Raw genomic sequence first — 23,295 nt, forward strand, 5'->3', positions numbered from 1 at the left:
CCTGGAACCGGCGCCTGGGGGTCGTCGGTTCCAGGAGGCGGTTCGGCACGCCTGGACGCCGGGGCGCGGACAGGCTCCGGCCCGGGGGCGGCCGGGGCACGCCCGGGCGGTGCCCTCGGGGGTGCCGCCGCGGGACGCGCCGCCTCGTCGCCCGGCATGCCCGGGATGGGCGGGCAGGGCCGGGGCGGCGGCGAGGACACCGAGCATCGCGGCCGGGGGCTGGTGAAGCATGACTGGGAAGACGACCTGGTCGGCAACCTGCCGCCGCATGTCCCGTCCGTCATCGACTGCGGGCCGGACGGCTATGAAGACGAGTAACCGGCCGTGGACGGCACCGATCGTCCTGCCTGAGAGCGCCTTCGTCGTCCTGTGGGAACGGCTGGGGCTCGGCGATCTGCCGAGGGCCCTGTTCATCCCGTCGCCGGGTGCCACGGACGAGGAACGGGCGGAGGTGGAACACCGGGCGACCGCCACCCTGGAGCGGGTGGGGATCGGTGCCGGCGGCGGGCTCACCGGTGCCGCCGAAAACGCGTTACGGCTGCTCGCGGAGCCGCCGGCCGAGTACTACGGCTGGCTCGTACCACCGGGTGGCGACACGATCGGCCTGACCGCGGTCACCGACGGCCGTCGCGCCGTCCTGGCCGCGCTCGCGGACGGATTCGTGCACCTGGTTCCGGTGGCCGCACACGACATCGCGGGCGCGCTGTGCCGGGAACTTCCCCTCGAAGGTCCTACCGCCGGCGAAGCTTTCGCGGTGGGCGCCGACGACCCGCGCCTGCGCGACCTTCTCGCGCCGGGACGACTGGGCACGAGGGCACAGTTCTTCGTGTCGGTCGCCGGGCGCGGACGGCGCCTGCGGTCGCCCCACGCGATCGGCTACGCCGAGACCCGTCAGGGGAACTGGTTCTTCCACGCGCTCGGCGAGGGGGACCGGATCACCGCCGTGCCCGCTCGCGCGGAAATCCTTTCGGTTCTGTTCGAACGGACGAGCCGTTGGCTTTCGGATCACCCGCTCCCCGCCGGTATGGCCCGAAAGGGAAATAATCACCGCGGCGGTTGGGCCGGAAACCGAAATGCGTAACGCCATCACGGGTGCCGGCGACCCCTATCCGGGCGCGGGTCTTCCGCACCGGAGTCCATGCCCGAATACTCCGTTCGTGAATCGACCGACGAGGAACAGGCAGCCATGACCGACCCCTTCGCCGAATCCAACGCCGCGCTACGGCACCATGCCGCGGAGGTGGCGCGAAAAACCCAGCGTTACCAGGAAATGCGAGAAGGCCTGGCGGAGATGTCGGTTACCGAGACCTCGCCCGACGGGCGCGTCACCCTCACGGTCGACGCCGGTGGCGTACTGACCGATCTTCGTCTCGACGACGAGGACACGCGAGCGCCGGGCCACGAAATATCGGCCACCGTGCTGATCACCCTCCGGCGCGCCCAATCCCGGTTGCCCGAACGCGCGGCTGAAATCATCGGCGCGCTGGAAAGCGACCCCGACACGGTGGACCATGCGCTTTCCGGTTACCGGGCGCGTTTTCCGGAAATGCCCGCGGAATTTCCGGTGCCGCTCCGCGCCGAAAACGGCTCTCGGGATGCCAGACCCCGGCGCTGAAAAGTTTCACGACGTGCTCAGGAACCCAGCAGGACGTGGAGAAGGCGCGGCGAATTCTCGAACCCCTGGCGCACGTAGGCCGGAACCGCCCGGGGACTGGAATGCACGGTCACCCGCTCCATCCCCAGCTCCCGCGCGAGCTCCTCGATCGCGTCGATGAGGCGGCCGCCGAGACCGTGGTTCCGCTCGTGCGGCAGGACATAGACACACTGCAGGTCCCCCGACAGGCGCTCCAGCGCGCCCGCGGCCGGTACCCGGGGCACGATCGCCAGCCAGGCCATGCCGATCACCTCACCACGACGGAGCAGCACCAGGCAGCGATGGGCGGACGCGTGTTCCCGTGCCCAGCGCACGAAATGGTGCTCGAACTCGTCGCGGCCCACCTCCGGTGTGCGCGGTTTTTCCTGGTGCCGCTGGTTTTCCAGGAACCATTGCCACCGCAGCCCGGCGACGGCGGCCAGTTCCCCGTCCCGCGCGGGACGGACCTCGATCTCCTCCACCCTTTCCACTCCCCCTTCAGGCCGGCCACACCGTGCCGGCTCCTCGTCCGCCCAACCTCGTCCCACGCGCCCGCGTTCTGTGCTTGGATCCTCCCTGTGGCGACGTGGAACGATCTGGTGACGTTCATCAGGCGAGAGTACGAGATCATGCGGGACGAACCGGACGAGATCCGGATCCGTCTCCACTACGGTGAGCCGGAGGATCGCGAACAGCGGACCCAGATGGTGGTGGTGGCGCGGGAGGTCCTCGACGGCCGCGAGGACTGGATCCAGATCGCCTGCCCGTTCGCACGGCTGGAGCAGGTCGACCTGGTCCGGGTCCTGACCGAAGTCGGCGCCACCACGGTTGTCGGCGGGATCGTGCTGATGGGCCCGTATCTGGTGCTCCGGCACTCGCTGCCGCTGCTCAATCTCGACATCAACGAGTTCGTCGACCCGCTGGTGATGGTCACCGGCGCGGCCGACGACCTGGAGGAGATGTTCACCGGCCGCGACGACTTCTGAGAGCTCACCAGCTCCCGCGGTGGTCCGGGACGAGGCGGAGCAGGGGCAGCACCGCGACCATCACCCCGGCGAAGACGACGAACACGTAGGCCTGTGCCATGCCCGGGTCCGAACTGCGCGCGATGATCGCGGTGGCGACCGAGACCGCGGTGATGGACCCGCTCAGCCGGAACATGCCGCGCAACCCGGCGATCGCGGCGGCCTGGTCGGGCGCGAGTTGCAGGCTCGCGTTGTTCGACGCGGGCATCGACATGCCCATCCCTATACCGGTGATGCCGGCCGCGATCGACAGCCACAGGTACGGGGTCACGCCGTGCGGGGCGAAGCTCAGGCAGACCAGCCCGGTGGCGGTGCAGAGGTAGCCGACGAGCATCGGCAGCCGATGGCCGGTCCGCCGCAGGGCCAGCACGGCGAGACCGGCGACACAGACCGAGCCCACCGCCCGCGCGGTGAGCAGGGTGCCGGCCGCGGCGGCGTGGATGCCGAACCGGTGCTCGGCATAGAGCGGCACGAGGGCACCGAACCCCACGGCGCAGGCACCGAAGACGACGTTGAACAGGTTCATCACACCGAAACCGCGCCCGCGCACGAGTTCGAGGGGAATGAAGGGGGCCTCGTGACGTTTGGCGTGCCGCACGAAGAGCACGCCCACTACGATCGCGGTCCCCTCGCAGGCCAGGAACACCGGATCGGCCAGGGAAACGCTGCCGTTGCCGAGGTAGGTGATGCCGAACATGCCGGCGAGCACCATCACGCCCAGCAGGAGGACGCCGAGCAGGTCGATCTTCCGGCCGGGGCGCGGCTCGCTCGCGGGCAGGAAACGAGCCCCGAGCAGGATCAGCGCGATCCCGATCGGCACGTTCACCAGGAAGATCCCGCGCCAGGACCAGTATTCCGCGAACAGGCCACCGGTGACGGGCCCGATCAGCCCGCCGACGGGCAGGATGCTGGTGAACATGCCCAGTGCGCGGTCGCGGCCCTCGCCGAAGTGTTCGGCGACGATGCCGGTCGCCGAAGGCATGAACGCCCCGCCGCCGACCGACTGCACCGCGCGCAGCACCACGAGCATGCCGATGTCGTCGGCGAAACCGCAGGCCAGCGACGCCACGGTGAACAGGGCGACGGCGATCAGCAGGACCTTCTTGCGCCCGTACAACTCGCTGATCCGCCCGGCCACCGGCATGGTCAGGACCTGGCCGAGCATGTAGATGGTGATGGTCCAGCCGCTCCAGGTGACCCGGGCGCCGAGGTCGGCCTGGATCGAGGGCAGCGCGCTGGCCACGATCGTCGCGTCGATGGAGGCCATGAACAGCGCGATCGAGACGATGGCGAAAATAAGACGGCGACGAGGAAGAGGTTCCGCCACGGTTGCGACAGGGGGCGGGCTGACGCCGGTCGATTCCATGAAGGACAATTTAGTTGCTTGCCGACAGGCAATCAATCCACTGGATGGTGGGAGCGCGATGGACGCCGAGGATGTGGCACGGCTGCGGATAGTCATCTCCCGGCTCGCCCGGCAGCTGAACGCGACGTCGGCCGGGGAAGGACTGACCCCGACCCAGGCGTCGGTGCTCGGGATGATCACCTTCCGGGGGCCGCTGGGGCTCGCGGAACTGGCCGAACTGGAGGGCCTCAACCCGACGATGGTGTCGCGCGTGGTCCGCAAACTCGACGAGGACGGCCTCATCCGGAGGGTTCCCGATCCCTCCGACCTTCGCGCCGCCCACGTGGAGGTCACCGCCGAAGGCGCCGTGGTCCACGAGCGCGTCCGCGAACTGCGCACGCGTGCGGTGTCCGAATGTGTCGAACGACTCCCCGAGGAGACCGCGCGGCAACTGCTGGGGGCGCTGCCCGCGATGGAGGCACTGGCCGAGGAGCTCAAGGTCGCCCGCGCATCCTGAACGCCGCTGCGGCGCGTCAGCGCTCCCCGCGCGGCAGCAGCAGACGGAGGATGGCGCCGCCGTCCTCACCGTTGCTCGCCGAGACGGAACCGCCGTGCCTTGTGGCGATGTCACTGACCAGTGACAGGCCCAGCCCGTAACGACGCCGCTGCCCCGGGGAAAGTTCCTGGGCGCCCGAAGCGAACCGGCGGAACATGGTCGGCATGATCGCCGGGTCGATTCCTGGCCCGTCATCGGCGAAATCCACCCTCGCCTGCTTGCCCGCCGGCTCCACGACGATCCTCAGTGTGCTTCGCGCGTGCCGGATTCCGTTGTCCAGCAAGGCGATCACGGCCCGCCGCAGACCGGCCTCGTAGCCGGAGACGGTGACCGGCTCGCTGTCCACCACCAGCCGGACCCCTCGCTCGGCGGCGGCGGGCTCCGCGGCGGTGACCGCCTGCCGCACGAGCGCGACGAGATCGACCGGTTGGCGCGGCACCTCCTGGCGGGGATCGGCGGCCAGCAGCAGGTCCTCGAGAATGTCGGTCAGCTGCGCGGTGTCGGCCACCAGATCGTCCACATCGGACTCCAGCGTGGCCGGATCGACGGAACGGGCGCGTCTGCGCAACAGTTGCGCACGGGTGGACAGCAACGTCAACGGGGTCCGCAGTTCGTGCCCGGCGTCGGCGACGAACCGGCGCTGCATCGCCAGTGCCTCCGCCAGCGGGGTCACCGCCCGGCGGCCGAGCCAGACCCCGGCGACCCCGGCGATCACCAGGCCCACCAGGCCGGTGGCCACCAGCGCCTCCACCAGCCGGTCCCGCTCGGCGTGCGCCGCGCGCAGGTCCATGATCGCCTGCACCACGGCGTCGCCGCGCTTCTGCGTCCGGACGGCGTACTCGGCCCGATCGAGGTGGACGTCCCGGTCACGGGTGAGTCCATCGGCGGCCGTGGCCGACAGGTCGCCGCTTTCGGGTAGCCCCGGCGGAACGCCGCGGCTGACCGCGCGCTGAGAGCCGCGCTGCAGCACCAGCCACATCCCGTCGGGCGGATCATCGACGTCGTCGGCCCTGGCGATGGTGGTGACCATGAGGTTCGCCTCCTGCGCGTGCTGATCGCGGAGGACCACCAGCACCGCGACCCCGCACAGGAGCACCACCGCCACGGCCACCACGAGCGCCGACTGCAGGCCCATCCGCAGGGCGGTCCGGCGGAGCAGCCGGTCGTCGGGCGAGCCCTTCGGTGCTCGCCACGCCCATCGCATCACCGGTACACCCGGATCATGGCGCACGGCCCAGCTGGTAGCCGCGCCCGCGGACCGTGTCGACGATCTTGCGGCCGAGCTTCCGTCGCAGGTAGTGCACGTAGGTGTCCACCACGACGTCGCTCTCCGCTTCGTCGAACACCAGCTCGAGCAACTGGCGCCGCGTGAAGACGTTCCGGGGCCGGGTCGCCAGCGCGGCGAGCAACGCGCACTCGCGCTCCGACAGCCGGACCACCCGGGGGCCGTCACCGGTTTCGCGCGTCACCTGGCGCGTGTCCAGGTCCAGCGCCCCGCTCGGCAGCGGCAGCGAGCGTGCCACGTCGAGGTGACGCCGTCGCAGCGCGCGCAGGCGCGCCAGCAGTTCGTCCACGTCGAAGGGTTTGGGCAGGTAGTCCTCGGCGCCCGCGTCCAGCCCGGCCACCCGGTCGGCGGGGTTGCCCAGGGCCGACAGGACCAGCGTGGGCGTCACGACACCTCGCTGGCGAAGGCGGCCCAAGAGGTCGAGGCCGTCCAGGACGGGCAGTCCACGGTCGAGGAGGAGCACGTCGTAGCTGCGCGTGAGCCCCAGGTGCAGCCCGCGCTGCCCGTCACCGGCGGGGTCGACCGAGTAGCCCTCGTCCTCGAGCAGGCCGGTGAGCATCTTGAGTAGCTGCGGGTCGTCTTCGACGACCAGAACCCGCGGGGTGGTCACACCGTGATTGTGCCTGGTGAGCGGTATACCCTTCGTTGGGCGTCCACGGCGAACACCGTGCAGCCGGGGCGGGCCGCCGCCCATTCGACGCCTTCGAGCCCCATCGCGAAGGCCGCGGTCGAGGTCGCGTCGGCCACGGTCAGGTCGTCCGCGATCACGGTGAGGCTGACCAGTTCCCGCGCGGGCAGGCCGGTGCGCCCGTCGATGATGTGCTCGCCGCGTTCGTAGCACCCGGAGGTCGCGACCGCGCGGTCGGAAACCTCGAACACCGCGCACACCTCATGGGGAAGATCGGGATGCCGGATGCCGACCGACCACGGCCGGCCGGGTTCGGCCTCCCCCGCCGCCACCACGTCCCCGCCCGCGTTGAGGCAGAAGTCCCGGACACCCGCTTCGCGCAGGAGGTCCGCCGCACGCTGCACGGCCCAGCCTTTGACCACTCCGCACGGGTCGAGCTCGCGGCCCGGCAGCCGGGCCCGGAAGGCACCGCCGGAGTCCCGCTCGTATTCCGCGCACAGACCGAGGATCTCCGTCAGCTCCGGGCTGTGGTCCCCCCGGCACAGTTCGCTGTCCGGACGGAACGGGCTGAAGCGCCGGTCGGCTTCGGCGAGCCAGTCGAACACGACATCCCCGGCCTCGCCATGCGGTGTGTGCAGCGAGATCGGCAGGCCCATGATGTGCTCGACGCGGCGCATCAGTTGCCCTTGGCGTCGATCGCGGCCTGGAGGGACTGGGCATACGCCTCGCTGGTCTGGGTCGCCCCGGAGACGGTGTCGATGTGCGCGCTCTGCGCCCGCAACGCTTCCGCCCGCAGCGAGGAAGCCGCCATCGCGGCGATCCGGCGGCTGCGCCGGTCGGACGGCTCGGTGATCATCTGCACATCGATGATCCGCCCGGCGCTGAAGGTGGCCCGCACCTGATACGGCCCGAAGTCGGTGTCCACTTTGGACCCGTCGACGATCCGCGCGCTCGGCGGCCCGCCGGCGGAGGAGGGCGCGCTGGAGGAAGGAGTACCGGGGTCCGGTGGCGCGGTCGCCGAGGGCGGGGCGGGCGCGCTGGGAGCGGGCGCGCTCTGGGCCGCCTCGGTGGCCGCGGGGTGGTAACGCAGCAGGGGAAACAGGCCGGCGAGAGCCAGCACGATGATGAACAAGACCTTGCGCATCGGGAATCTCCTTACGCGGCGAAGGCGAAGCGTTCGGCGTGAAGCTGGGTGGCGGGGACTCCGAGCTGGCTCAGCGCGCTGGTCACCGCGTCGGTCATCCCGGGCGGACCGCACACGTAGACATCACGGCGGCGCACATCGGGAACCAGGGACGCGATGTGCCGGGGACCCATCATCGGCCCGTGCCGGCCGATGGCGGAGGACGGCCCGAGCACGACATGCAGGCGAGCCCCGCACCACTGCGCGAGTTGCGACATCTCCTCGGCCAGCACCGCGTCCTCCTTCGTGCTCGCCCGGTAGATGACGACCGTGTCGCTGCCGGACCGGTCGCGCGCGAACTCCTCGAGCAGCGCGCGGATCGGGGTGACCCCGACACCACCCGCGACCAGCAGCACATGACGGAGGGTGCGCTTGCGACCGGTGAAGGCACCGTAAGGACCTTCGGCCAGCACGCGGGTGCCCGGCTGGACGTTGCGCAGCCAGGCGCTTCCGTCACCGAGAGCCTTGACCGTGATGCGCAGGTACTTCCCGTCCGGCATGGCCGAAAGCGAGTAGGGGTGCGCCTCCATCCACCGGCGGCGGGTGAGGAACCGCCACAGGAAGAACTGGCCGGCCCGTGCGGGCAGTTTGTCCAGGTGCCGCCCGCCGATCCAGATGGTCGCCACATCGGGGCTTTCCTCCACCACGGCCACCACGCGCAGCCGGTGCCGGAGGTTGCGGATCACCGGGAGCCCGATCCGGGTCACGAGGATCGCGGCCAGCGCGGCGCCGTAAAGCGTCCACCAGTAGGCCCGCGCGACCGGCGATCCGGTGAAGTCGCGCCCGATGCTGACCTGATGGAAGAAGGCCAGTACCACCGCCATGTAGGCGTGGACGTGGACGAAGTGCCACTTCTCGTACCGCATCCGGCGCCGCGCCGCGCGCGCCGACGTGATGCCGACGCCGATCAGCACCACCACGGCGATGGCGGCCTTGAGCGTGTCCCCCATGGTGAAGACGAGTGTGCCCAGCTCGTTCAGGGCAGGCGTGCCGTCCTGAGCCGCGTAGCCGAGCGTGATGAACACGACGTGCGCCAGCACCAGCCAGAGCACCCAGAACCCGCTCCACCGGTGCCACGCGGTGAGCTGGTCCATGCCCAGCCTGCTCTCCAGCCACGGCAACCGCGCCACCAGCACGAGCTGGAGCACCAGGGCGAGCGCGCCGTAGAGTCCGAGGAGCCTGCCGAGCCCGAGCAGCAGGCCACCAGGGGCGTCGAAGCCCGAGAAGCCGCCGCCGAGCACGAAAACGTCGGTCGCCCAGGCACCGTTGAGTGCGAGCAATCCGAACAACCACCAGGTCGGTTTCACGCTGGCCAGTCTCGGCAAGTTTTCTGTGTGAAGTCTTGGAGCCAGATTTGAGAACCCGTAGAAACGCCCGGATTTACCGGAACCGGAAATCCGGGGCCCCGTCAGGGGCATCACCGATGCGCCACCTTGCCGCCTGCGGCAAGCTTTCACCATGACCCTTTTCCCGCGAGTGTGCGCGCCCCCGCGACCGTGTCGACAGGGCGCTCCTCCACTCGCTACGTCGCGCAGCGATGGAGGGCGCCCTGCCGCCCCGCCAGCGGACCCAGACGGCGCGCTCTGTGGTCACCTCGAAAACCGCGAACGCAAGAACGGAGTGTCATGACTTCACCGACGATGCGCCTGACCAGGCCGCGTAATGACCGTGTGATCGCCGGCGTCTGCTCCGGACTGGCCAGGAAACTGGGCTGGAAGCCCGGTACCGTGCGGGTGCTGTTCGTCCTGTCGTGCCTGCTGCCCGGACCGCAGTTCCTGATCTACCTCCTGCTCTGGATCATCATCCCCAGCGAGTGAGCACCCTTGGGCTGTGGCGGTCGGCCGGCAGCGGGCGAGGGCGCGCTACTGACCGGCCGCGACAGGCTGGAGCAGCCGGTTCCGCGCGACGATCGCTTCCTGAGTGGGTGGCACGAGAAGCGCGCCACCACCTTTGACCGTACCCTGGGCGAATTCGACATAAGGCCGTTGGCGCGCCTCGTAGCGGGGAAACGCCGTGACGTGGTCTCCCTCCGATCGCTCGAGTTCCTCAGCGAGGAACTGGGCCCCCGTCAGCGCCAGGGACGTGCCCCGGCCCGCGAGAGGAGATGCGCAATGGGCGGCATCGCCCACGAGCGCGATCCGGCCCCGGTGCCAGGTGGGCAGGTGAATCTGGCTGACCGAATCGAAGTAGAGGTCTGGATCGGCGCGCACCGCGTCGAGGATCGTCTGGACCTTCCACGAGCGGCATCCGGCGAACTGGTCGAACAGGATCTTCTTCTGCGCTCCGACATCGCGGTGGTCGTAGTCGAGGGGATCCGACGCGAACATCAGGAGACCGATCGCCCTGTCCTTGAACCGGGCGATGCCGGCCAGGTGCCCGGGATAGCTGTACATGGGATTGATCCGCTCGGCTTCGGCATCGGCCTCGCCGGGCATGTCGGTGATGGCGACGTAGAGACCGAGATGCCGGATCCAGCGCTGCTCCGGACCGAACACGAGCCGCCGCACCGCCGAGTGCATACCGTCGGCGCCGAGGACGAGATCGAAACGCTCCGCATCGCCGGAAGCGAAACCGGCGTCCACCCGGTCGCCGTGCTCGGCGAGCGAGTTCACCGACTCGCTCAGACGCAGATCCACGGTATCGGGCAGCGCGTCGGCCAGGATCCGGGACAGGTCCTCGCGGGCGATCTCGATGTCGTCGGGCGAATCGCCGATGTCTTCGGGCAACCGGCCGACGGGCGCGCCGTCCTCGTCGACGAAATGCACCTGCTCGGTCATGCGGATACGGGCGTCGCGGATCGCGGGCAGGATGCCCATTTTCCCGGCGGCCTCGATCGCGTCGCCGCGGACGTCGATGGGCGAACCGTTGCCCCGGAGCCGCTCCGCCCGCTCGACGATCGTGACGTGATGACCTCGCATCCCGAGATCACGTCCGAGTGAGAGGCCGGCGACTCCCGCGCCGGAGACGAGAATTTTCATGCGTTCTCCACAACAGTGACGATGAACCGGGGATTCTCACCGCGCCGGCCGCGACGGGTGGGTGCTTTCGCCGCCGTGCGGCAGAATCACCGGCTCGCCGGCACCGGACGCCACGTAGGCGATCTCGATCTCGCCGGCCTTTACCGTGTTCAGCGCGGTGGTCATGCCTGAGCCCCGGAGTTCCCGCCGACGAACGGTGCCGGCCGTTGGTTTCCCCGGGCAGGCGCGCCCGGACAGGTGGCCTCCACACCCATCACCTCCTTAAAGAGACTGTTTGCCTCTTTAAGCTAGTCGCGATCCACCGCGGTGTCCACCGAGAGGGAGGTGTGAAAATCAGAGGCGTGCCAGAGAACGGGGAGACCGCGGAGACGACCGGCGCCGCCACACGACCGGCAGCGCGGCCGGGCGGCCGTAACGCCCGGGTGCGGTCGCAGATCCTCGCGGCGACGACGGAACTCGTTGCCCGGAACGGCGTGGCCGGCCTGCGCTACGAAGAGATCGCCGAACTCGCCGGAGTCAACAAGAACAGCGTCTACCGCAACTGGCCGGACCGCGCCGAACTCGTCAGCGACGCGCTGCTGCGGTACGCGGAGGACTCCGCGCCTTTCCACGACTCCGGCGATCTTCGCCGCGATCTGGTCGACTTCTTGATGGTGTTCTCCGAGCGTCTGTCGAGTCCGATCGGCCGTGCCCTGTCGCAGGCCGCCATCGCGGCTCCCGGGAACGCGGATCTCGACGAGGCAGTCCGGGTTGCCTACGACCAACGGCTTGCCACCGCCCGGAAGCGATTCGACAGCGCCGTCGACAAGGGAGAAATCCCTCCTGTCGACAGCTACTTCCTCACCGAACTGCTGTCCGGGCCGGTGTACCTCTACATCAACCGGCGACGCCGGCCCTTCACCCGCGAGGTGGCGGAGAAGATCGTCGACGTCGTCTTGGCCGGCATCCATGCCATCGTGCCGGAGGGTCCGATCAACTCCTAGCCGAGAATCTCGGGCGGCTTGAATTCCTCGCCGCGCACGTGATGCGCGAGGAAGGCGAAAACCGTGGCGTACCAGAGCTTCGCGTGGTTCGGGGTCAGGATCCAGTGGTTCTCGTCAGGGAAGTAGAGGAACTTGTGCGGGCTCGTCCCGTCCTCCGACTTCGACCGCGACAACAGGTCCCACCACAACCGCAGGGCCTCCCCGACCGGCACCCGGTAGTCCTTGTCGCCGTGGATGACCAGCATCGGCGTGGTGATCGCGTCCGCGAAGTGGTGTGGCGAGTTGGCCTCGACCATTTCCGGCGTCATCTCGCGGTGCCAGTAGTAGGCGTCGTCGGTGGTGGGCCCGAACTGGTCCAGCGCCCACAGCGAAGCGTGCGTGACGATGGCGGAGAACCGGTCGGTGTGCCCGGCGATCCAGTTGGCCATGTAACCGCCGAAGGAGCCGCCCATCGCCGCGGTACGGGCCGCGTCGATGTCCTCGCGGTCCTGGGCGGCATCGGTGATCGTCATCAGATCGGTGAACGGCGCCTGGCCCCACGCACCCCAGCCGCGGCGGATGAAGTCGATCCCGTAACCACTCGAGAGGGCGGGATCGGGCAGCAGCACCGCGTATCCCTCGGCCACGGCCAGCCACGGATTCCACCGCCAGGTCCACGCGTTGTGCGACATCAGCGGACCGCCGTGGATCCACAGCAGCAGGGGTGCCGGATCCGCCGGGCCCGCCTGATGCGGCAGCGCGAGCCAGCCGCGCACGGCTGTCCCGTCCTTGGCGGTGGCGGTGATCTCGTCGAGACGGCCGGGCAGTGCGGCGACCCGGCCGAGCGCTTCGGCGGGGCCGGGCAACGGCGTCACCTCCGGCTCTCCGGTGAGCGCGACCCGCACTGGCGCGGGCGGGCTGTCGTAGGCCGAGCGAAGCGCGTAGGCCCAGCGCCCGTCCGGGGAAATCCGGACATCGGTGTAGGCGCCCGGGCCCGGAGTCAGCCTGGTGGGCTCGCCGGAGGTCACGTCGACCCGCCACAGCGGGGAACTGCCGTGATCGTCGGCCGCGACCACCAGTGCGCGGCCGTCGGGCGTCCAGCGCGCGGCGTGGGGCCAGCGGTCCCAGGAGGCGGTCAGGTCCCGGACCTCGCCGCCGGCCAGATCGACCACGCCCAGCCAGAAGTCGCCCGGATCGTGCGGAGTCGACCTCCGGTACACCACGATCGCGACGCTGGTGCCGTCCGGGGAAACGCGGGGCGCCTCGTACTCGTGATCGGGATCCGACGCCAGCGTCCGGCGCTCACCGGTCTCGGTGTCGATCGCGACCACCGTCCGCCGTTGCATCGCCCCGGACTCCGGCACGGTCCAGGTGGTGACCACGGTGCGGCCGTCCGGCGTGATGTCCCAGCTGCCCTCGTCGTCGAGCGAGCGGCCGGCGTGGCCGGTGAGGTCCCGCAACTCCAGCGTGCCCTCGCCGGCCGTGACGTCCTCGGTGAGGCGGGCGGCCATCAGCCGCAGCCGGGCGGGGCCGAGATCGTGGTCCCAGAAACGCACCGGGTACTCCTCGTGGAGGATCGCCGTGACCGCGGACTTCTTGCGCCGCTCGCGGATTTCCGCGTCGGTGTCCGCGCTGGTGGCCGACGGCATCATGGCCGCGCCGGCGAGCAGTGTCCCGCTCGTGCTGACGACCGGGTCCCGCACGCCGCCGGGCGGGGCGGCCACCACCCTGGCGTCACCGCCGCCTGCCGGCTGAAGCCACAAAGCGGGGACCTCTCCCCCGGAGTCCGGCGAATCACGCCCGGGTCCGGGGCGCGCCGAGACGAACAGCAGGTCTCCGGAAGGAGCGAAGGCGGCCCCCGACTCGCCCTGCGCGCCGCGGGTCAGCCGCCGGGCCGGCCGCGTGCCTGCCGGATCCACTTCCCACAAAGCCGTGGTGTACCGGGTCTTTTCGTGATCCGGCGTGGAGACCCCGACGACGAGCCGGGTACCGTCCGGCGAAAGCGACAGGCCCGCGAGCCGCGGGAGCGCGGAGTAGGCGTCGAAGTCGGAGAAGGGATCGGCGGATCGTTCGTCGGTTACGTCATCGCTGATCACCAATTCTTCTTACCACTCCCGCGGCGATCGCGGTCAGGCTCCGAAAGCGTGGTGCCGTGGTCCTCGCGTGGACCTTTTCACCGGCACGGCACCGGGCGGAGACCACGGCGGTGTGTGAGGCTTGCCAAGGAAAGCGGGAGGGCTTCGATGGAAGAAATCTGGCGGCTCGAAGACGGTCCCACGCGATCGGTGAGCCCCGAGAACTTCGGCGGCGCGAAGGGCGCCGGAGGGATGGCGGAGGCCGGCACGGGCGCGGGCGCGGCTCGTGAGCTGGGCCGCGGCTGGAAGGTCTCGCCGTCGATCGACCTCGCCGACGGTGAGACCGCGACCCTGGCCGACCTCGAAGGCCCGGCGGTGGTGCGCCACTTCTGGCTGACCACCGACCGCTCGGCCCTGCGGCAGTTGATGGTGCGGATGTACTGGGACGCCGAGACCGATCCGTCGGTCGAAGTTCCGCTCGGCGACTTCTTCTGCAACGGCTGGGGCGAACTCGCCCTGGTGGACTCGGAAATGATCGTGGTCGCCCCGGCGGGCGGCCTCAACAGTTACTGGCCGATGCCGTTTCGCGCCCGCGCGCGCATCACCCTGGAAAACCGGTGCGGACATTCCGTCCCGGTGTATTACCAGATCACCTTCAATCAGCGGGAACTGCCCGCGCGCACGGCCTACCTGCACGCCACCTGGCGACGCAGCAACCCACTGGGAAGCCCCGCCGAACACACCATTGTGGACGGTATAGAAGGCGAAGGTTGCTACGCCGGAACGTATCTGGCGATCGAACCCGGCGCGCCCGGATGGTGGGGCGAGGGCGAGCTGAAATTCTTCCTCGACGGCGACGGCGAATTCCCGACCATCTGCGGAACGGGAACCGAGGACTATTTCGGTGGCGCCTGGAACTTCGACATGGGGCGACGTTACCTGCCCTATTCCGCCGCCCGCCTCGGGCTGCCTCAGGTGCTTCCCCCGAATCGCATCTACCAGCCGCACCAGCGTTTCGGCGCCTACCGCTGGCACACCGCTGACCCGATCCGGTTCGATCGGGACCTCCGGGTGAGCATCCAGGCACTCGGCTGGCAGTCGGGCGGCCGTTACCTGCCGCTGACCGGCGCCGACATCGCCACCACGGCCCTGTGGTACCAGACCGAGCCGCACCGCCCCTTCCCCCCGCCCGGCGACCCGGTGATCACTCCCCGCCCGCCGTCGCCCGGCCGCCTCTACGCGCGCTTGCGCTCGCTGTTCCGCTCCGGCTGAACCGGATCGAACCGGTAGGACTCGCCGGAGGCGGACACGCGCCCTGATCTCCGACGCCTACGCCCCGCTGCCGGCTCCGGCCGACATCACCCGGTCGGGTGAGACCGGGCCGTCCACCTCAGCGGTCGTCACCGGGCCACACCCCCGCGGGACCCGGCGTATGCCCGTCGTCTGGTCACCGGGTTGCTCGGCGAGGAGGGCCTGGAAAATATTGCCGACGAGCGGCAACCACGGCCCTCGCGTTGTCCGGGCACCTGACACGACCTGCGGAATTTCGGCGGTAAGTGGCGTGCCTCCCGCGCCCGGCGTCCGGTGAACGGGTAACCTCTGCGCGGTCCTCGCCCGGACCGGCGTTGCCGGATCCCCGACATCGAAAGGAACCAGGGACCTTGTTGAGGCCTTCGGCAGCGCTGTCCTCGGTCAAGGTCGTCGTCAGTGGCGGCTTCGGCACCGGCAAGACGACCTTCATCGGTTCGATCTCCGAGATCGAGACCATGGGCACCGAGGCGTCCCTGGCCGGGTCCGACACCGGATTCATGCCCACCACGTTCGACGCGACGGTCCCCGTGGACTTCGGGCGGGTCACCCTGGACTCCTCGCTCGTGCTCTACCTGTTCGGCATGCCGGATCACGACGGCTTCACCTACGTCTGGGACGACCTGACCCACGGAGCGATCGGCGCGGTCGTCCTGATCGACACCCGCCGCATCCGGGACTGCATTCCCACGATCGAGTATTTCGAGAAGCGGTCGATACCGTTCCTGCTCGGCGTCAACCGGTTCCCGGGCACCCACCGGATGGGGATCGACGAGGTCCGCGCGGCCGTCGCCGTGCGCGACGACGTCCCGGTCGTGGAGTGTGACGCCCGCCAACGCGACTCGGTCAAGGGCGCCCTTCTCACGCTGCTCGACTGCGTGCTCTCCACTCGCGCGGGACGCTAACTCGCTCCCGAACCCCGGCCGATGGACCCCGCGCCGGCTTTCGGTGCGCAAAGGAAGAATCAGGAATGAGCACAGAGGTTCACCGGAACCGTTTTACGACGAGACCGGTTTTCCTCTGGCCTTGACGCGGAACCGGGCCGAAGTGCGATCACGCGGCGGCGACGTCACGGGTGATGGCCTGAACTGGCGCGTCATTCATCCGGACCCGAGTGTGCCCGACATCCGGCTTCGCCGGACTGCCTGGCGTGTCGTCGGTCACGAAACGAGAAGTGACCTACCCCGCGTGGCCCGAGCCGTCGTGAACTGCGCGGGAAAGGCCCGTTGTCCACCCGTTCGGGCGCGTTCGTGACACTCCGTGCCACTTGGCGGCCGGTCACCGGCCTTCGGTCGCGTGGAGTTCGGCGCTGATCCTGCGGACCACCTCGGTCATCGGGGCCGAACACCGCAGCACGGCCACGAGTGTCTCTTCCCCTTCCGCCGCGCGCCGCCCTTCCGGCGGGAAGGCCTCGATGACCAGCCGGAACGCTTCCTCCGCGTGGGCATGGGCATCGCCGGTTCCCCCGCTGCGCAGCCAGCGCCGCAGCACGTGGTTGTGCGCCGCCGCGACGGCCGCGGCCGCGACCGAACCGCGGAGGTCGGCCAGCGGGTCGCCACCGGCTTCGAAACGGGCCCGCAGATACCGTGCCAGCACCCGCTGGTAGCGGTCGACGCTGGCGACCTCCCGGTCCCGCAGCGAAGGCACGGTCCGGGTCAGCGCGTACCGTTTGACCGACACCTCCGGATCGGCCAGATAGAAGTCGAGCACCAGGCCGACCGCGGCGCAGGCCACCTCGACCGGGTTGCGCTCGGCATCGGCGGAGGCGAACAGCGCCTCGATGTCGTGCAGCACCTCGTCGTGGTTGGGGAAGATCGCGTCCTCCTTCGACCGGAAATACCGGAAGAAGGTGCGCCTGCCGACGCCGGCCGCCGAAGTGATCTCGTCGACCGTGGTGGCTTCGTAGCCCTGCTCCAGGAACTTCTCGATCGCGGCCACGGTCAGCGCGTGGCGCAGCCTGCGCCTGCCCGCGCTGGTCCGGCCGGCGCGCGGCCTCGGCGATCGCCGGGAAGTCTCCGACATGCGCAGAACCTAACAGTATCTCTTGCTAAGGGCACGCAGTGCCATTACGGTGGGGGAAGTGCCAGCGCCGCCGTGACCCGAGGGGGATTCCGTGCAGACCGAGTCGAAAGTGGCGGTACGGACCGCCGAGATCATGGACTACCGCGGCGTGTTCGGCTGGCCGGTGCGCCCGCACAACGGTGGTCCGGTCCTGGTCACGGGCGCGGGCGTCGGCGCGGTGGCCATCCCGAAGGCACTGTCCGAACAGGTGCTGGAAGGCCTCGAGCGGCACGGGTGTTCCGGCCCCGCGCTCAGCGTGCCGACCCGTCAGGGCACGATCGTGATCCTGCTGGTCGAGACCGACTCCCCCGCCATCGACGAAGAAACCCTGCCGCCGGGAGTGCGGGTGCTCACCGCGGGCACCGCGATCCCGCTGCCCGCCGGGAACCTGCCGGAGAACCTCAGGCGGTGGATCGTGGCACCGGACACCAGCCGGCGGTGGCTGCCGGGTCTCGCCGCGGTCCTGACCAGCATCCGCTCGGCCTGCCGGGTCCAGCTTCCCGTCCCCTGGCACCTGTGACCCGGTGACAGTCTGGCGCGTGTCTCATAAGTCCGTGTTGGCGCACGAGGCGAGCAGGTGCGCGCGAGTGCCGAAGGCCTCGGATTTTCTCCAGGCGGGCCGCCTGCCTGCGAAGGTGATGGTGGCTCGTGAGCCACGGCCGTCTCCGCAAATCCGATCGCGCGCCTTGGAAACACAGCCTCAGCCTTGTCCGTGGTGCCTGCCGCCTCCACCGCCGGGGCGCGGCGGCGGACCGGGACGCGGCGGCTCTCCGCGGGGCGGCTCGGGCTTGGGTTCAGGAGCCGGTGCGGGAGGAACGCCGTTGATCGTGGGCCCGTCGCTGAACCGCGCGACGGGTTGCCCGGCCAGGTAGGAGTTCATGAACGCCTGCCAGATGTAGCCGGGTTCTTCCCGGCCGTAGACGTCGTAACCCTTCTCCGGCGCGCGACCGTTGTGGTAGTCGCCATAGATCGGCGCGGGCTGTTTCTTGTTGCCGAACCACACGGCGGTCACGATCTGGGGCGTGTACCCGACCATCCACGCCTGGGAGTTGTGGCTCGTGTCGTTGAACTGCGCGGTGCCGGTTTTCGCCGCGGTGGGCCGGTTCCCGGCCAGACCGTCGCCCGAAGAGGTGGCCACGTCCTTCAACGACTCCGTGACCGTGCGAGCGATCGAGGCGTTCGTCGCCAGGTCGGGACTGAACGCCGGTTTGGGCGCGGCGGCGAACTGGTAGAGGGTCTTCCCCTCGCCGTCGACGACCTTCGTGACGAAGTGGACGGGCACGTACATGCCGTTGGCGGCGAACGTCGCGTAACCCTGGGCCTGATCGATCGGCCGCACCGGATACTGCCCGAGCGCGATGCCCAGCTCGGTGACCCCGGTGCCCTTGCCGGTGGCGGGATCGGTCTGCTGGAGCGAATCGAAGGCGGATCCGAGCGAGGTGGTGATCCGCTTGGGGATGCCCGCGTCCCAGGCGGCCTGCCGGACCGCGCCCACTCCGGCCTGCTCCGCCATCCGGTAGAACACGGTGTTGACCGACCGGGTCATGGCGTCGGAGACCGTGATCCGGTCCGCTCCCTCACCGTCGGAGTTGTGGACCACCCGCCCCGCGATGGTCTGGTTGTCGCTGCCGTCGTAGACGGTGCCGAGCCCGATGTGCGCCGGATCCCCGCGAAGCCCGGCGGCCAGGACGTAGGGCTTGAACGACGACCCCGGTTGCTGCGGGGTTCTCGCCAGGTCGTAGGCGGTGGACCCGTCTCCGCCGTAGTAGGCGATCACGCCCCCGCTGACCGGGTCGACGGCCACCAGCGCGGCGGCCTCGTCCGGGTAGGCCGTGTCCGCCGCCATGATCTTGGTCACAGCGGCCTCGGCCGCGGCCTGCGCGGGCGGGTTGATGGTGGTGTAGATCTTCGCGCCGGACTTCGACAGGGCCTGCTCGGAAAAGCCTTTCCCGGCCATCTCGGCCAGCGCCGCGGACACCGCGTACTGACGGGTGGGACTCGTGGGGCCCGGCCCGCCACGGGCGCCGATGGGAGTGGGAAACTGCGCGGAATCGTACTGCGCCTGCGAAATCCAGTGGTTGGCGAGCAGTTGTCCCATCACGTAGTGGAACCGCTGGTTCTGGTAGGCGGGGTCGTCCGCCTCCCCGGGGAGCTGCACCAGTCCGGCCAGCAACGCGGCCTGCTCGATGCTCAGGTTGCGGACATCGATCCCGAAATACGCCTGCGCCGCAGCTTGGACACCGTAGGCGCCGCGTCCGAAGTAGACGGTGTTGAGGTAGGCGGTGAGGATGTCCTGCTTCGAGTAGGTCCTGGTCATCTTGTACGAGGTGACCATCTCGGTGAACTTGCGTTTCAGGGTGGACTCGTCGTTCCCGGTGGCGTTCTTGACGTATTCCTGCCCGATCGTGGAGCCGCCGCCGGTGCCCCCGCCCAGCCGGTTCCAGACCGTGCGCACGATGGCCTCGGCGTCGAAGCCGGAGTTCGTCATGAAACTGGAGTCCTCGGCGGCCATCTGCGCGTTCCGCATGGCGGGCGGGATCTTGTCCCAGGTGACCAGCCGGTGGGTGTCCGCGCTTTCCTTGGCATACAGCGGGGAACCGTCGGCGTAGTACATCGTGACCGGCTGGTTCAGACTCGCGACCAGCGCGTTCGGGTCGGGGACCGAAACGGAGGCGTAGACGATGAGGAACGCGACCACCGGCGCGGCGAACGCCAGGGCCAGCACGACATAGGCACCGCGGCGGACCCGCCGCCAGACCATCCGTCTTCGGAGTCGCACCGCTTCCCCGGGCTCGGCTCCGTAGGCGGCGGGCACCTCGTCCGGAGCTTCCGGGCCCGGCTCGTCCCGGGGCTCCGCCACCGGCGCCACACCGTGTCGGGGGCCGGTGCGCGCGGCACGGTGGCGGTTCACGGTCATCCCTCCGGAAAGCCAGGGTCGAATGGCGGCCGTCACTGTAACCGGCGAACCGTGAGTAGCCAAACGAGTCCATAGTGGACTGTCAAGGAAGGCACACTCGGCTTCACTGTGGGAAATTTGCCACCAGGCTCACAGGTAACGCGCGGCGGCGTCGATGATCGTCGCGGCGGCCTTTTCCGCGACCATGTAGGTCGGGGTGGCGAGGGAGAAGCCGGGAAGGTGCGGGAACACCGAAGCGTCGGCGACCCGGAGGCGATGGGTGCCCAGGACACGGAAACGGCTGTCCACCACGGTAGCGGGGTCGCCGGGGGCGCCCATCCGCGCGGTGCCGCAGGCGTGGTGTCCCCAGGCCTCGTCGCGGACGAAGCGGCGGAGTTCGTCGGTGCTCTGCAGCGCGCTGCCGGGCAGGAGTTCCTTGCCCGTCACGCCCTGGGCGCGCTGCATGATGTCGCGGGCGAGCCGGATCCCGTGCACCACCGCGTCGAGGTCCTCCCCGCCGGCGTCGTCGCCCTCTTCGAAGTACCGGAACGAAATCCAGGGCGGCACACGGGGATCCGCGCCCTCCAGCCCGACCCGGCCCGCCCGGTTCACCGTGTGCGCCTTGAGCACGGTCCAGGTGAAGTGCCGCCCGTTGCGCTCCATTTCCCCGGCGTAACCGGGGTGGTAACCGCGGAAGTTCGCGGGGAGCCCGGTCAGGAGCAGGTCCGGCACCGGCAGGTCCGGACGGGACCGCGTGGTCACCGCGGCGAGGACGCCGTTGGTGGTGTAGAGGCCCTTCCCGGTCGTCCAGTCCGCGAGGCAGCGGTCGTAACGCCCGCCCTCGCGCGGCGGCGCGAACGTGCAGCCGTCCAGCACCGTGAAATCGGGGCTCAGTTCGAACACGACACTGGCTTCGTAATGGTCCTGCAGGTTCGCGCCGACACCGGGCAGGTCCACCCGGACGTCGATCCGGTGACGCTCGAGTTCCTGCCGCGGACCGATGCCGGAGAGCATCAGCACCTGAGGCGTGTTGAACGCGCCTGCCGCGAGCACCACCTCGCCGCGGGCCTCGGCCTCCTGGGTGTACGGGGGCCAGATGTCCTCCGGCGCGCGGGGGTCGGCGCGGTAGACATGCCGCTCGTCGACGAACTCCACCCCTCGCGCGATGGCCCCGGGGTCGTCGAACAGCACGCGGGTGACCAGGCAGCCGGTCCGGACCGTCAGCTTGTCCGCGAACAGCGTCTCCACCCGGCCGAGCAGGTCCCGCACCCCGGACCGCCGGCCGTGCACGGTCGACAGTGGTACCCGCCAAAGGCCCTCGCGGGTCGCGCTGCCCGTCCGCTGGTCGTTGGGGTCGGCCGTGCCGCCGGGCATTTCGTGGCCGGGCCCGAGGTCGGCGGCCAGTGCCTCTTCGGCCGCGGCCAGCACCAGGCGCACCAGGCGCGGATCCCGGACGGCCCGTTCCGGATCCGCCAGTGACGTGCTCAGCCAGCCGTCGAAACCGTGGCGGCCCCGGTTGATCAGACTCGACGGCAAGGGCAGCCGCTCCAGCACGGCGGAAAGCAGTTCGTGGCGCGGCAACCACCGCGGGCGAGGGAGGTAGGTACACCGCTCGAGCCGCTCGAACCAGTACCGCATCCGCCACGCTCGCCAGGAACGGTCGCCGGTGACGCGCGCGAGCATGTCCCAGTAGGCCTCGTGCGGGCAGAACGCGATCATCGCGTCGGTCACGCTGCATCCGCCCAGCGAGCCCGTTCTCGGATACCAGACGCCGTCACGGCGGGCGACGAACTTGCTGTCCCGCCGCTGTTGCTCGTAGTCGTCCCAGTGCCGGACATGGAAATCCCACCGCAGGTCTTCGTCTTCGGTGGCGAAGGCGTGAAAGGCGGGCACATCGGAAACGGGACCGCCCTCGCGACCGCCCGCCTCCAGCAGCAGCACCTCGAAACCCGCCTCGGCCAGCCGCGCGGCGATCGGGCCGCCACCGGCGCCCGAACCGACCACGATGTAGTCGTATTCGGTCTTCACGGCCGGTCCCGGAGCGCCGGGGGAAACGCGAACCGGCGGACCGGACAGCGAGCGGCGCGAATGGTTTTCCTTGCCTGCCGGGGCGATTCCGGTTTTTGTGCCGAGAAGATCCGCATGCGCCCCTCCGCTGTCCTCACTCCGGAGAAGTGTCGCAGCAGCCGGAGACTGCGGACTTCACCCTCAGCCGGTGAAAACTTTCTGGATCACTTTTCCCCTGGGATTGGGAAAAAACGGTGTCAACGGCGTGACGCCGGCCCGGCAGAATACGCTCGGAGGACGCACGCGCCGCCGTTTCCGGACACTGTTCTCTTCCGCCGGCGGAGAGCGCTTCCCCGCGGGCGGCGCCGTGGCAGCGATCACATCGCGCCGCTTTCGCCCACCCAGGGTTGGCCGGGTCACTCCGCTCGGGTAAAACTTCGTCCTATGGCCCCTAACGAACCCGTGGCGCCGCCCGCACCGGACGGTGTGGACGTCGAGAAGCCGTCCGCGGCGCGGATCTACGACTGGTTCCTCGGCGGCACCCACAACTACGCCGTCGATCGCGAGTTCGGCAAGAGGCTGGTCGCGGGGTTCCCGCTCATCCGGCCGATCGCCCGCTCCAACCGGGCGTGGCTGGGCCGCGTCGTGCGCGACGCCGTCGGCGCGGGCTTCCGGCAGTTCCTGGACCTGGGCTCGGGGGTGCCCACGGTCGGCAACGTCCACGAGATCGTGCGCGACACGCTGCCCGCCGGCGAAGAGGCGACGGTGGTCTACGTCGACTACGAGGAGGTCGCCGCCGCGCACGCGCGCATCATGCTCGAGGAGCAGGAGGTGACCGACTGGGTCGGTTTCGTGCAGTCCGATCTGCGCGACGTCGACCGGGTGCTCAAGGCCCGGGAGACCCGGGAGCTGATCGACTTCAAGCAGCCGGTCTGCCTGCTGCTGGTGTCGGTCCTGCACTTTCTCGGACCGGGCGACCAGCCGGCCGAACTGGTCGCCCGCTACCAGCAGAAGCTGGCACCCGGGAGCAGGCTCGCCATCTCGCACGTCACCGTGGACGGAGCCCCGTCCGAAGACCTTCCCGAAGCGCTGAAGGTCGTGGAGGCCTACAAGAGCACCAGCAATCCGTACTGGCTGCGCACCCACGGGGAAATCGCCGCGCTCTTCAACGACTGGCCGCTGATCGATCCGGGACTGGTCGCCCTGACCGACTGGCACTCCGAGAACCCGCGATGGATGAGCCTGGAGGACGAAGAGGTCCGGCCCTACAACTGGGGCGCGGTCGCCGAGAAACCCGCGAAGAACCGGCGGTCGAAATCCACCTGAGTTCCCGGCGGTGGCTTCCGGAGGCGG

Annotated in this window: 23 protein-coding genes and 1 pseudogene; 11 read left to right on the forward strand and 13 right to left on the reverse strand. The window is 69.8% G+C overall.

The window, feature by feature from the left end; genetic code table 11:
- The 3 genes and pseudogenes from ACFSXZ_RS30140 to ACFSXZ_RS30150 form a co-directional block, all read left to right on the forward strand.
- Positions 1–318, forward strand: a pseudogene (locus ACFSXZ_RS30140) (hypothetical protein); the annotation flags it as partial.
- Complete coding sequence (locus ACFSXZ_RS30145) at positions 305–1,081, forward strand: ESX secretion-associated protein EspG (RefSeq protein ID WP_378268736.1); 777 nt, start codon at positions 305–307, stop codon at positions 1,079–1,081. The pseudogene ACFSXZ_RS30140 and the gene ACFSXZ_RS30145, both read left to right, overlap by 14 nt.
- Positions 1,082–1,186: 105 nt before the next feature.
- Complete coding sequence (locus ACFSXZ_RS30150; RefSeq protein ID WP_378268738.1) at positions 1,187–1,615, forward strand: YbaB/EbfC family nucleoid-associated protein; 429 nt, start codon at positions 1,187–1,189, stop codon at positions 1,613–1,615.
- Between the two features lie 17 nt (positions 1,616–1,632).
- On the opposite strand, the gene ACFSXZ_RS30155 is transcribed toward ACFSXZ_RS30150, so the two are convergent.
- Positions 1,633–2,115: a GNAT family N-acetyltransferase gene (locus tag ACFSXZ_RS30155; RefSeq protein WP_378268739.1), complete on the reverse strand. Its 483-nt coding sequence runs from the start codon at positions 2,113–2,115 to the stop codon at positions 1,633–1,635.
- A 96-nt stretch (positions 2,116–2,211) separates the two neighbouring features.
- Between ACFSXZ_RS30155 and ACFSXZ_RS30160 the strand changes: the two genes are divergently transcribed.
- Positions 2,212–2,619, forward strand: coding sequence for a hypothetical protein (locus ACFSXZ_RS30160; protein WP_378268741.1), 408 nt, complete (start codon positions 2,212–2,214; stop codon positions 2,617–2,619).
- 4 nt (positions 2,620–2,623) lie between these two features.
- Here ACFSXZ_RS30160 and ACFSXZ_RS30165 read toward each other — a convergent pair whose 3' ends face one another.
- A complete protein-coding gene (locus tag ACFSXZ_RS30165; protein WP_378268743.1) occupies positions 2,624–4,024 on the reverse strand; it encodes an MFS transporter in 1,401 nt (466 codons plus the stop codon).
- A gap of 58 nt (positions 4,025–4,082) precedes the next feature.
- Between ACFSXZ_RS30165 and ACFSXZ_RS30170 the strand changes: the two genes are divergently transcribed.
- Positions 4,083–4,520, forward strand: coding sequence for a MarR family winged helix-turn-helix transcriptional regulator (locus tag ACFSXZ_RS30170; protein WP_378268744.1), 438 nt, complete (start codon positions 4,083–4,085; stop codon positions 4,518–4,520).
- Between the two features lie 16 nt (positions 4,521–4,536).
- Here the strand turns inward: ACFSXZ_RS30170 and ACFSXZ_RS30175 are convergent, their stop codons facing one another.
- From ACFSXZ_RS30175 to ACFSXZ_RS30195, 5 genes are read right to left on the reverse strand one after another with little or no spacing between them, the layout of a single operon-like run.
- Positions 4,537–5,763, reverse strand: coding sequence for a sensor histidine kinase (locus tag ACFSXZ_RS30175; protein WP_378269092.1), 1,227 nt, complete (start codon positions 5,761–5,763; stop codon positions 4,537–4,539).
- Between the two features lie 16 nt (positions 5,764–5,779).
- A complete protein-coding gene (locus ACFSXZ_RS30180; RefSeq protein ID WP_378268746.1) occupies positions 5,780–6,454 on the reverse strand; it encodes a response regulator transcription factor in 675 nt (224 codons plus the stop codon).
- Positions 6,451–7,149 (reverse strand): FAD:protein FMN transferase, encoded by a 699-nt coding sequence (locus tag ACFSXZ_RS30185; RefSeq protein WP_378268747.1) that lies wholly within the window; start codon positions 7,147–7,149, stop codon positions 6,451–6,453. Before ACFSXZ_RS30185 ends, ACFSXZ_RS30180 begins: the two co-directional genes overlap by 4 nt.
- A complete protein-coding gene (locus ACFSXZ_RS30190) occupies positions 7,149–7,616 on the reverse strand; it encodes an FMN-binding protein (RefSeq protein ID WP_378268748.1) in 468 nt (155 codons plus the stop codon). Before ACFSXZ_RS30190 ends, ACFSXZ_RS30185 begins: the two co-directional genes overlap by 1 nt.
- Before the next feature lie 11 nt (positions 7,617–7,627).
- Complete coding sequence (locus ACFSXZ_RS30195; RefSeq protein WP_378268749.1) at positions 7,628–8,962, reverse strand: ferredoxin reductase family protein; 1,335 nt, start codon at positions 8,960–8,962, stop codon at positions 7,628–7,630.
- A 318-nt stretch (positions 8,963–9,280) separates the two neighbouring features.
- Here ACFSXZ_RS30195 and ACFSXZ_RS30200 point away from each other — a divergent pair, with 318 nt between their 5' ends.
- A complete protein-coding gene (locus tag ACFSXZ_RS30200) occupies positions 9,281–9,472 on the forward strand; it encodes a PspC domain-containing protein (RefSeq protein ID WP_378268750.1) in 192 nt (63 codons plus the stop codon).
- 45 nt (positions 9,473–9,517) lie between these two features.
- Here ACFSXZ_RS30200 and ACFSXZ_RS30205 read toward each other — a convergent pair whose 3' ends face one another.
- Together ACFSXZ_RS30205 and ACFSXZ_RS30210 are read right to left on the reverse strand one after the other, a co-directional pair.
- Positions 9,518–10,633 (reverse strand): FAD-dependent monooxygenase, encoded by a 1,116-nt coding sequence (locus ACFSXZ_RS30205; protein WP_378268752.1) that lies wholly within the window; start codon positions 10,631–10,633, stop codon positions 9,518–9,520.
- Between the two features lie 36 nt (positions 10,634–10,669).
- On the reverse strand, positions 10,670–10,798 hold the full coding sequence (locus ACFSXZ_RS30210) for a hypothetical protein (RefSeq protein ID WP_378268754.1): 129 nt from the start codon (positions 10,796–10,798) through the stop codon (positions 10,670–10,672).
- 176 nt (positions 10,799–10,974) lie between these two features.
- On the opposite strand from ACFSXZ_RS30210, the gene ACFSXZ_RS30215 reads away from it, so the two are divergent.
- Positions 10,975–11,616 carry a TetR/AcrR family transcriptional regulator gene (locus ACFSXZ_RS30215; protein WP_378268756.1) on the forward strand — a complete coding sequence of 214 codons (642 nt, stop codon included), beginning with the start codon at positions 10,975–10,977 and terminating at the stop codon, positions 11,614–11,616.
- Here the strand turns inward: ACFSXZ_RS30215 and ACFSXZ_RS30220 are convergent.
- A complete protein-coding gene (locus ACFSXZ_RS30220; protein WP_378268757.1) occupies positions 11,613–13,691 on the reverse strand; it encodes a S9 family peptidase in 2,079 nt (692 codons plus the stop codon). The two genes, ACFSXZ_RS30215 and ACFSXZ_RS30220, sit on opposite strands and share 4 nt — an antisense overlap.
- 147 nt (positions 13,692–13,838) lie before the next feature.
- Between ACFSXZ_RS30220 and ACFSXZ_RS30225 the strand changes: the two genes are divergently transcribed.
- Both ACFSXZ_RS30225 and ACFSXZ_RS30230 read left to right on the forward strand, forming a co-directional pair.
- A complete protein-coding gene (locus ACFSXZ_RS30225) occupies positions 13,839–14,942 on the forward strand; it encodes a glycoside hydrolase family 172 protein (protein ID WP_378268759.1) in 1,104 nt (367 codons plus the stop codon).
- Between the two features lie 389 nt (positions 14,943–15,331).
- A complete protein-coding gene (locus ACFSXZ_RS30230) occupies positions 15,332–15,883 on the forward strand; it encodes a GTP-binding protein (protein ID WP_378268761.1) in 552 nt (183 codons plus the stop codon).
- Positions 15,884–16,256: 373 nt separating this feature from the next.
- Here the strand turns inward: ACFSXZ_RS30230 and ACFSXZ_RS30235 are convergent, their stop codons facing one another.
- Positions 16,257–17,000 (reverse strand): TetR family transcriptional regulator, encoded by a 744-nt coding sequence (locus ACFSXZ_RS30235; RefSeq protein ID WP_378268763.1) that lies wholly within the window; start codon positions 16,998–17,000, stop codon positions 16,257–16,259.
- Positions 17,001–17,091: 91 nt separating this feature from the next.
- Here ACFSXZ_RS30235 and ACFSXZ_RS30240 point away from each other — a divergent pair, with 91 nt between their 5' ends.
- Entirely contained in the window at positions 17,092–17,559 is a 468-nt protein-coding gene (locus ACFSXZ_RS30240; protein WP_378268765.1) for a hypothetical protein, read from the forward strand.
- Positions 17,560–17,739: 180 nt separating this feature from the next.
- Here the strand turns inward: ACFSXZ_RS30240 and ACFSXZ_RS30245 are convergent, their stop codons facing one another.
- Both ACFSXZ_RS30245 and ACFSXZ_RS30250 read right to left on the reverse strand, forming a co-directional pair.
- Entirely contained in the window at positions 17,740–19,899 is a 2,160-nt protein-coding gene (locus ACFSXZ_RS30245; RefSeq protein ID WP_378268767.1) for a transglycosylase domain-containing protein, read from the reverse strand.
- A gap of 186 nt (positions 19,900–20,085) precedes the next feature.
- Complete coding sequence (locus tag ACFSXZ_RS30250; RefSeq protein WP_378268768.1) at positions 20,086–21,963, reverse strand: GMC family oxidoreductase; 1,878 nt, start codon at positions 21,961–21,963, stop codon at positions 20,086–20,088.
- A gap of 423 nt (positions 21,964–22,386) precedes the next feature.
- On the opposite strand from ACFSXZ_RS30250, the gene ACFSXZ_RS30255 reads away from it, so the two are divergent.
- Positions 22,387–23,268: an SAM-dependent methyltransferase gene (locus ACFSXZ_RS30255; protein ID WP_378268769.1), complete on the forward strand. Its 882-nt coding sequence runs from the start codon at positions 22,387–22,389 to the stop codon at positions 23,266–23,268.
- Positions 23,269–23,295: the final 27 nt, after the last annotated feature.

This window comes from Amycolatopsis pigmentata, assembly GCF_042684065.1.
Classification (GTDB): Bacteria; Actinomycetota; Actinomycetes; order Mycobacteriales; family Pseudonocardiaceae; genus Amycolatopsis_E; species Amycolatopsis_E pigmentata.

What these genes read in the sequence shown, in the direction of transcription:
- ACFSXZ_RS30235 (WP_378268763.1), bottom strand. Translation starts at nt 17,000, where the DNA reads ATGTCGGAGACTTCCCGGCGATCGCCGAGGCCGCGCGCCGGCCGGACC.
- ACFSXZ_RS30225 (WP_378268759.1), top strand. Translation starts at nt 13,839, where the DNA reads ATGGAAGAAATCTGGCGGCTCGAAGACGGTCCCACGCGATCGGTGAGC.
- ACFSXZ_RS30165 (WP_378268743.1), bottom strand. Translation starts at nt 4,024, where the DNA reads ATGGAATCGACCGGCGTCAGCCCGCCCCCTGTCGCAACCGTGGCGGAA.
- ACFSXZ_RS30255 (WP_378268769.1), top strand. Translation starts at nt 22,387, where the DNA reads ATGGCCCCTAACGAACCCGTGGCGCCGCCCGCACCGGACGGTGTGGAC.
- ACFSXZ_RS30190 (WP_378268748.1), bottom strand. Translation starts at nt 7,616, where the DNA reads ATGCGCAAGGTCTTGTTCATCATCGTGCTGGCTCTCGCCGGCCTGTTT.
- ACFSXZ_RS30175 (WP_378269092.1), bottom strand. Translation starts at nt 5,763, where the DNA reads ATGCGATGGGCGTGGCGAGCACCGAAGGGCTCGCCCGACGACCGGCTG.
- ACFSXZ_RS30170 (WP_378268744.1), top strand. Translation starts at nt 4,083, where the DNA reads ATGGACGCCGAGGATGTGGCACGGCTGCGGATAGTCATCTCCCGGCTC.
- ACFSXZ_RS30150 (WP_378268738.1), top strand. Translation starts at nt 1,187, where the DNA reads ATGACCGACCCCTTCGCCGAATCCAACGCCGCGCTACGGCACCATGCC.
- ACFSXZ_RS30200 (WP_378268750.1), top strand. Translation starts at nt 9,281, where the DNA reads ATGACTTCACCGACGATGCGCCTGACCAGGCCGCGTAATGACCGTGTG.
- ACFSXZ_RS30205 (WP_378268752.1), bottom strand. Translation starts at nt 10,633, where the DNA reads ATGAAAATTCTCGTCTCCGGCGCGGGAGTCGCCGGCCTCTCACTCGGA.
- ACFSXZ_RS30145 (WP_378268736.1), top strand. Translation starts at nt 305, where the DNA reads ATGAAGACGAGTAACCGGCCGTGGACGGCACCGATCGTCCTGCCTGAG.
- ACFSXZ_RS30185 (WP_378268747.1), bottom strand. Translation starts at nt 7,149, where the DNA reads ATGCGCCGCGTCGAGCACATCATGGGCCTGCCGATCTCGCTGCACACA.
- ACFSXZ_RS30210 (WP_378268754.1), bottom strand. Translation starts at nt 10,798, where the DNA reads ATGACCACCGCGCTGAACACGGTAAAGGCCGGCGAGATCGAGATCGCC.